This is a genomic window from Cupriavidus sp. 01L46, assembly GCF_056399905.1.
Genome location: NZ_JBFTSF010000290.1, coordinates 1 through 7,442, shown reverse-complemented (window position 1 = coordinate 7,442; position 7,442 = coordinate 1). Strand labels below are relative to the sequence as shown.

The 7,442-nt window shown below is 69.1% G+C and carries 7 protein-coding genes; all 7 read right to left on the bottom strand.

The window, feature by feature from the left end; all coding sequences use genetic code 11:
• Window positions 1-240: 240 nt before the first annotated feature.
• The gene (locus tag AC1DS3_RS31855; protein WP_477128706.1) at window positions 241-2,205 is read right to left on the bottom strand and encodes a sigma-54-dependent Fis family transcriptional regulator; all 1,965 of its coding nucleotides are present in this window, start codon (window positions 2,203-2,205) and stop codon (window positions 241-243) included.
• Between the two features lie 125 nt (window positions 2,206-2,330).
• Window positions 2,331-3,905, bottom strand: a complete 1,575-nt coding sequence (locus tag AC1DS3_RS31850; RefSeq protein ID WP_441631902.1) for a GMC family oxidoreductase — start codon at window positions 3,903-3,905, stop codon at window positions 2,331-2,333.
• 79 nt (window positions 3,906-3,984) lie between these two features.
• Window positions 3,985-4,569 carry a gluconate 2-dehydrogenase subunit 3 family protein gene (locus AC1DS3_RS31845; protein ID WP_441631904.1) on the bottom strand — a complete coding sequence of 195 codons (585 nt, stop codon included), beginning with the start codon at window positions 4,567-4,569 and terminating at the stop codon, window positions 3,985-3,987.
• A gap of 145 nt (window positions 4,570-4,714) precedes the next feature.
• Window positions 4,715-5,491, bottom strand: a complete 777-nt coding sequence (locus AC1DS3_RS31840) for a lipoyl protein ligase domain-containing protein (RefSeq protein WP_477128705.1) — start codon at window positions 5,489-5,491, stop codon at window positions 4,715-4,717.
• Window positions 5,491-6,228, bottom strand: coding sequence for a 2-oxo acid dehydrogenase subunit E2 (locus tag AC1DS3_RS31835; protein ID WP_441631908.1), 738 nt, complete (start codon window positions 6,226-6,228; stop codon window positions 5,491-5,493). The genes AC1DS3_RS31840 and AC1DS3_RS31835 overlap by 1 nt, the downstream gene beginning before the upstream one ends.
• Window positions 6,225-6,476: a lipoyl domain-containing protein gene (locus tag AC1DS3_RS31830; RefSeq protein ID WP_441631910.1), complete on the bottom strand. Its 252-nt coding sequence runs from the start codon at window positions 6,474-6,476 to the stop codon at window positions 6,225-6,227. The genes AC1DS3_RS31835 and AC1DS3_RS31830 overlap by 4 nt, the downstream gene beginning before the upstream one ends.
• Window positions 6,473-7,442 (bottom strand): alpha-ketoacid dehydrogenase subunit beta (locus AC1DS3_RS31825; protein ID WP_477128704.1); only part of this gene is annotated, 970 nt, incomplete at its 5' end. The genes AC1DS3_RS31830 and AC1DS3_RS31825, both read right to left, overlap by 4 nt.

Genomic DNA, 7,442 nt, shown 5'->3' with positions numbered 1-7,442 from the left:
GGCCGGCGGTGCGCCGCAAGCGCTGCCGCTGGCGGGGGAAGCGGATGAGGCGGATGAGAGGGGACTGTCGGCGTCTGGCACGTGGTGCAGCAAGGGCTGGGTGTTTGGAGGTCGACCGACATTATGGTCGATCCACTGCCTTGCTGGCTTGCTGCCTCGCCGGCGAGCAGGAACGATGCCGCTCACCCACGCCGTACGTGCCGGGGATCAGGCGTTCACGGCGCTCCCACGGCCGAAGCCTTATTGCTGGTTGGGTGCGACAATGCCGTAGCGCTCCATTTGACGGTAGACCGTGGCGCGCGCGATGCCCAGGTCAACGGCAACCTGCGTAATACGCCACTTGTTACGCCGCAGGGCAGCCAGCAAGGCCTCGCGTTCGTTGCCGGGCAGCGGCGCCGCCTCCGGGCGCGCATCCGGCCGGATTTCCTGCGTGCTCTCGAGGATCTCCGGCGGCAGCGCCTCAGTGTCGATCAATCCGTTGTCGCTCATGGCCAGCGCAAAGCGCAGTACATTGCGCAGTTGCCGCACATTGCCCTGCCAGGAATAGGCCCGCAGCAGGGCCAGCGCGGCGGGCGCCAGCACGGCTCGCATATCCAGCTGCCGGCCTTCTTCTTCGGCGATGCGCGCGATMAGGTAATCCTTGTCGCGCCGCTCGCGCAGCGCCGGCAGGTGCAAAGTGGCCCCACACAGCCGGTAGTAGAGGTCTTCGCGGAAGCACTGTTCGGCGATCAACTGGCGCAGGTCGCGGTGCGAAGCGGCGATGACGCGCAGATCCACCGGGACGGGTTTCTCCGCGCCCAGCGGCATCACCTCGCGCTCGGACAGCACGCGCAGCAGCCGGCTTTGCAGGTGCAGCGGCATGTCGCCGATCTCGTCGAGAAAGAGGGTGCCGCCATCCGACTGCGCGATCAGGCCACGCATGCCTTTGCTGCGCGCACCGGTGAAGGTGCCCGGCGCGTAGCCGAACAGTTCGCTCTCGATCAGCGATTCGGGAATGGCCGCGCAGTTGACCGCGACGAAGGCTTTGCCGCGGCGCTCGCTGGCGGCGTGCAGCGCCTTGGCCAGTACTTCCTTGCCGGTGCCGGTCTCACCATGCACCAGGATATTGAGCGGCTTGTTGGCAAGGCGCCTGGCCTGCAGGATCAGGCGCTGCATCTGCGGGTCGTCCGCGCCGAGCGCGTCCAGCGCGGCGCTGGCTTGCGCGCTCGGCAGCGCGGGCTGGGCGCCGGGCGAGGAGGGCCGGCCCGGTGCGCCGCGCGGGGCGATCGCAGTGGCGTAGTACAGGCCGTGGTCATGGGTGCGCACGGCGGTGCGCTCGGACGACATGCCGGCGCGCGCGATGCGCCAGAGCTCGCTCATGTCCTCGCGGAAGACTTCGGTCAGCAGGTGGCCGCGCACATCCTCGGGCTTGCCGCCGCGCTGTCCTTCGGCGGCGTCGGCCAGCCGCAGCTTGCGCCGGMCGCCGCTGTTGATGCCCCGGATGACGCCGTCGGCGTCGAAGGCGACCATGATCTCGCTGTCCACGTCCAGCAGCGACCACGTCGAGCCCAGCCGCAGGATCCATTGGTCGCGGAAGTAGCGCAGGAAATTGGCATCCTCGATCATCTGCGCGTACATGGTGGTCATCTGCAGCGCCAGGTGCTGTCCCTCGCGCGGCGCCGGGGCGCTTAGCGCGGAGACGTCGAGCACGCCCAGGAAGCCGCCGGTGGGATCGAACAGCGGTGCGCTGTTGCACGTGAGCGAGATGTGGGACACGTCGAAGTGGTCGGTCTGGTGGCAGGTCACCGGCGCCTGCTCGACGATGCAGGTGCCGACCGCGCAGGTGCCGGCGCGCGGCTCGCTCCAGTCCGCGCCGAGGTAGAGCCCGGCGTGCTTGAGCTCCTGCTCCCAGTGGTCGTTGCCGATGAAGTCCACGGTCACGCCATGGGCGTCGGTGAGCAGCAGCACGCAGTCCAGGGCGGACACACGCTTGTAGAGCTGCTCCATGCCGGTACGCGCCACGCCGAGAAAGTCCTCGATCTGGTCCTTGTGTTCGCGCAGGCGCTGCGCTTCCACGATATAGGCGGGCACCGGCCGGCTCGGATCGAGGCCATAGTCGTTGAAGCAGCGCAGCCAGGAGCGCTCGATGGTGCCGTCGGCCGCGCCGGGCTGCCGCGAGAAGGCGAGCAGGCGCTCGATATGTGCCCGGTGTGCTTGTTGCAGCACGGTTGTCTCCTTGGCCGGTTCATGTGGTGGGCTGGCCGGGGCGATCGGATGCCCGGCGCGGCGCTGGCTCTACGCTAATCGATTTGGCCGCCCCCCGCAATGCGGCGGACGGCCATCCGGCCGGTTCAGAGCTCGCGCCGTTGCAGCGCGCCGGCAATGTACCCGGCCTGGCGGATCGCCAGCGCCACGATGGTGAGGGTGGGGTTGGACGCCGAGCTGGAGGCGAACTGGCTGCCGTCGGAGACGAACAGGTTGGGGATATCGTGGCTCTGGCCCCAGCGGTTGACCACGCCGTCGCTGGCCTTGGCGCTCATTCGGTTGGTGCCCATGTTGTGGCTGGCGGGATAGGGCGGCATGTCGATCACGCGCGTGGCGCCGACCGCTTCCGACATCTTGCGGAACTGGGCCAGCCCGTGGGCGCGGATGGCGGCATCGTTGGCGTGGTCGGTCTTGCTCACGATCGGCACCGGCAGGCCGTACTGGTCCTTCTCCGTGGCATGCAGGGTAATGCTGTTGCGCTCCTGCGCCAGGTCTTCGCCGCATACCCAGACGCAGCTCATGTGGTCGTACATTTCCAGCGCCGAGGAGACGTCGCGGCCCCAGCCGCCCGGCTTCATGAAGGCGGCGGTGAAGGGCAGGCCAAGCGCCAGCCCTTCCAGGTGATAGCCGCCAAAGAAGCCGCGGTTGGTGTTGAGCCGGGCTTCGTCGGAGACCACCGCCGCCAGCGCGGTGCCGCGGTACATATAGACCGGCTTGCGGTGGATTGCCACGGCCGCGGCGGTAGTGTGGTTGAGGTAGTTGCGGCCAACCTGGCCGGAGGAATTGGCGAGACCTTGCGGGAATTTGCTGCTGGCCGAATTCAGCAGCAGGCGCGGCGATTCGATCGAGTTGCCGGCCACGCAGACGATGCGCGCGCGCTGGAACTGGCGGCGGCCGCGTTCGTCCACGTAGAGCACGCCGGTGACCTTGCCGGCGGCGTCGTGCTCGATCTGCAGCACCATGGATTGCGGCCGCAATTCTGCTTTGCCGGTGGCCACGGCGCGCGGTACCTCGGTGTAGAGCGTGGACCATTTGGCGCCGATCTTGCACCCCTGCATGCAGAAGCCGATCTGCATGCAGCCCGGGCGCCCGTCGTAGGGCTGCGAGTTGACCGCCATGGGCCGCACGATTTCCTTGTAGCCGATCTTGCGCGCGCCCGCCGCCAGCACCTTGTAGTGGTTGTTCTCGGGCAGGGCCGGCAGGCCGGACGCGGCAGTGGTGGTCACGCCCATCTTCTTTTCGGCGAGGTCATAGAACGGCGCGAGCTCGTCGTAAGTGATGGGCCAGTCGATCAGGTTGGCGTCCTTCACGGCGCCATAGGTGCTGCGGTTGTGGAAGTCGTGCGGCATGAAGCGCAGCGCCACGCCGGACCAGTGCACCGTGGAGCCGCCCACGCCCTTGACGATCCAGGCCGGCAGGTTGGGGTAGGTCTTGGTGTGATGCCAGCCGCCGGCCGAGATGCGCTTGTCCAGCCACGAGATCTTGTTGAACATTTCCCACTCGTCATTCTCGAAATCGGCTTGCGCAAAGTGCTTGCCGGCTTCGAGGATCACGCTGCGTACGCCGCGCTGGGCCAGTTCGTTGGCGAGCGTGCCGCCGCCCGCGCCGGAACCGATGATGACGACCACGCTGTCGTCTTTGAGGTCGAACTTCGTTGCCATGCTTGTCTCCATGCGCCGCTCCGGGGGGATTGCCGTAGCCCGGGCGGCCTCTTGTCGGGGGAATGCCGGTGCCGGCGGCTCAGAGCCAGTCGATATCGTCGAAGCCGCGGTGCAGGTAGCCGCCTTTCTCCCAGGACGAACCCTCGTAGCCCAGAAGGGGCCAGACCGCCTTGTTGTTGTAGAGGCCAGTGACCAGCTCGCCGCGCACTTTCTCGAAGAAGGGCGTGGCCTCGATGTCCTGCAGCAGTGCCACGCGATCGCTCTCCTTGGCGATTTCGCCATAAGGGCGGCCGAAGCGTTCGCGCGCCGCGGCATCCAGCGCGGCAGCGCCCTGCTGCAGCAGGGTGCGCGTGGCCTTGTTGCCGGCGGCGGACTTCTCCAGCGGGACGATGGCGTCGACGTAGTAGCGGTCGGACAGCTTGTCGTGGGGGAAGATATCGCGCGACATGGCCACCAGCGTGCGCGCGGTGGCCGGGCCGAGCGCGCGCATGGATGCCGTCATGGCTTCGCGCGGCGGCTGGGCCAGCGCCGCCGGTACCACCGCCACGCCGATGGCGGCAAGGCCGCCGCCGCGCAGGAAGCCCCGGCGTGAAACGGTGGGCTGCTTGCGCAGGATACGCATGGTGGTGCCGGCGCCAGGGCCGGCAGGCTGTGGGGATTTCATCGGTTTTGTCTCCAGTTGTTGTGGGAGCGCGGTGCGGGCGTTGTCCGCCCTCCGGGCTCGGTGCATGGCATGGCTTGTCGCCGGTCGCCGCCGCCTCCCGCCGCCTCTCGTCGCTTTGCGCGGCTTGCCGGGGCGGCGCCGTTCATCACGGGCCGGGCACGGCGCGCAGCGCGCCGCCGGCCGGTGCCGGGCGCGTCCTGGGGCGGGGTTGGCYGGGTTCGGCACGCTCGCCAAGCACGTCGATCAGCATGTGGTGCAGCCGCTCGGCCAGCACCGTGGCCATCAGCGGCGCACCCAGTTGTTCTGCACAGGACGTGGTGCAGGCGCGCAGGCGGTCGGCATCGGCGGGATCGCCGCCGAGCGCGCCGCACAGCAGCGGCCATTCGGGCGGGGCGATCAGCGTGCCCGAGGTCAGCAGCACGCCGGTACGCCGGCGCACCTGTGCCAGGCCGACGATCTTGCGCTGGCCCACCACGACTTCCCAGGGCGAGAGCCCGCCGAAGCAGGCCCACTTCAGCGCATCCGCCGGCGGGGCCAGCCGCGCTTCCTCCGGCGGCACCGCATAGGCCGCGATGCCGAGGTCCCGCAGCAGCCCGGCGTGCAGCACGCCCAGCCAGCGGTAGCTCGACACCGTACCGGTGCCGACCAGGGCGTGGCCGGCGGGCAGCACGATCGAGGCCGACAGCATCCACGGGCCGGTCAGCACGGCGCCGCCGCCCGAATCCCGCTGCGCAAACGGGGTGGTGCAGCCTGCCAGGCGCTCGCGCAGGGATGCCTGCGCGCAGCCGAGCACGATGCCCGGCGCGGCGTAGGTCCACAGGCGCACGGCCGGGCGCAGCACCGGCTCCGCCAGGCGGGCCCGGTTCCAGGCTTGCTCTTCGGCACAGCTCGCACCGCTGGCGAGGAAGGCGGGGGCGAGCATCACAGGCCTTCCACGGTTTCCAGCCGCGTCTTGAGGTCGGTCAGGAAGCGCGCTGCCGGATAGCCGTCCACCGCGCGGTGGTCGAAGACCAGGTGCAGGCCCATCATTGGCGCCACCGCGATCCAGTCGTCCTTGACCACGGCCCGCTTGGCCACCCGCGTCACGCCGAGGATGGCGGCCTGCGGCACATTGAGGATGGGCGTGAAGCTGTCGATGCCGGTCGAGCCCAGGTTGGTCACGGTGAAGGTGCCGCGCTGGTAGGCGCCGGCCGGCAGCGTGCCGGCGCGCGCGCCGGCGGCCAGGGCGCGGCTCTCGGTAGCGATCTGCGCCACCGACCTGGTGTCCACGTCGCGCAGCACCGGCACCATCAGGCCCTCATCGAGGCTGACCGCGAGGCCGAGGTTGATGTTCGGCATCAGCTCGATCTCCTTTTCCAGCACGCGCGCGTTCAGGCGCGGGTGCTGGCGCAGGGTCAGCGCCACGGCGCGCAGCACGAAGGCGGTGAGCGTGATCTTGCATTCGGGCCCCAGGTTCTGCTGCATGGTGTGGCGCGCCAGTTCCAGCAGGGTCACGTCCACCTCGACCGAGTGCGCCACGCGCGGCACGGCCCAGCCCGCGCTCATATTGCGCGCGATGGCGCCACGCATGCCCGTCAGCGGCACGGTGACGCGCGCGTCGGCGCCGGCCGCCGCCGTAGCCGGCGGGCTGCTCAGGACGGAAGCAAGGCTGTGGCTCATGATCTCGGCTCCAGCCGGGCCAGCACGGCGCCGCGCCCGAAAGTGTCCTGCGCCGCCACTGCCAGCGCGGAGACGATGCCGTCGGCGGGCGCGACGATCTCATGCGTGGTCTTGACCAGCTCGGCCACGCCCAGCGGCTGGCCCGCGCTGACCGCGTCGCCGGGCTTGACCAGCCACTCCTGCAACAGGGCTTCGGTGCCGTCTTCCACGTCCTGCCAGACGGTGTCGGCCATCGTTACGTCGGTCATGCTGCTTCTCGCTTCAGTTGATAGGAAAGAGGGCGGTCCTGCACCAGGGCGCGCACCTGCGCGGCAATGGTGTCGACCTGCGGAATCACGTATTGCTCGAGCGGGCGCGAGAAGGGGATGGGCACGTCGGGCACGGCCAGGCGCCGCACCGGCGCGCGCAGCGCCACGCTATCGAGGTTCTCCGCCACGATCGCAGCGATCTCGCCAGACAGGCCGAAGCTCAGGTAATCCTCGTCCGCCACCAGCAGGCGGCCGGTCTTGGCTACCGAGCGCAGCACCGTCTCGCGGTCGAGCGGGACGATGGTGCGCAGGTCGATCACCTCCACGTCGATGCCTTCGGCCGCCAGCTGCTCGGCCGCCAGCAGCGATTTCTGCACCATCTGCGAGAGCGTGACGATGGTCGCGTCGCGGCCGGAGCGCGCCACCCGCGCCTGGCCGAAGGGAATGGCGTAAGCCTCCTCGGGGACGGCGTTGGTGCTGCCCTCGAAGTAGGACATCCACGACAAGCCCATGATGCMCTTGTGGTAGCAGAACACCACCGGGTTGTCGTCGCGGATGGCCTGGATCATCAGGCCCTTGGCGTCGTAGGCGTTGGACGGCACCACCACCTTCATGCCCGGCATGTGGGCAAAGCTGGCGTACAGGCATTGCGAATGCTGGGCGGCATCGTTGTAGCCGCCGCCGATGCCGGTCATCACCACCGCCGGCAGGCCCACGCGCCCGCCGGACATATAGGTGTTCTTGGCGAGGTGGTTGTAGATCTGGTCGAAGCACACCCCGAAGAAGTCCACGAACATCAGTTCTGCGATCGGGCGCAGCCCTTGCGCGGCGGCGCCGATGGCCGCGCCCATGAAGGCGGTTTCCGAGATCGGCGTATCCATGATGCGATCGGGCCCGAAGCGGTCCAGCAGGCCGGTGGTGGCGCTGAAGATGCCGCCGTACTTGCCGATATCCTCGCCCATCACG

Coding starts and splice junctions, on each gene's coding strand:
- AC1DS3_RS31850 (WP_441631902.1), bottom strand. CDS start 3,905: ATGGCAACGAAGTTCGACCTCAAAGACGACAGCGTGGTCGTCATCATC.
- AC1DS3_RS31845 (WP_441631904.1), bottom strand. CDS start 4,569: ATGAAATCCCCACAGCCTGCCGGCCCTGGCGCCGGCACCACCATGCGT.
- AC1DS3_RS31835 (WP_441631908.1), bottom strand. CDS start 6,228: ATGAGCCACAGCCTTGCTTCCGTCCTGAGCAGCCCGCCGGCTACGGCG.
- AC1DS3_RS31830 (WP_441631910.1), bottom strand. CDS start 6,476: ATGACCGACGTAACGATGGCCGACACCGTCTGGCAGGACGTGGAAGAC.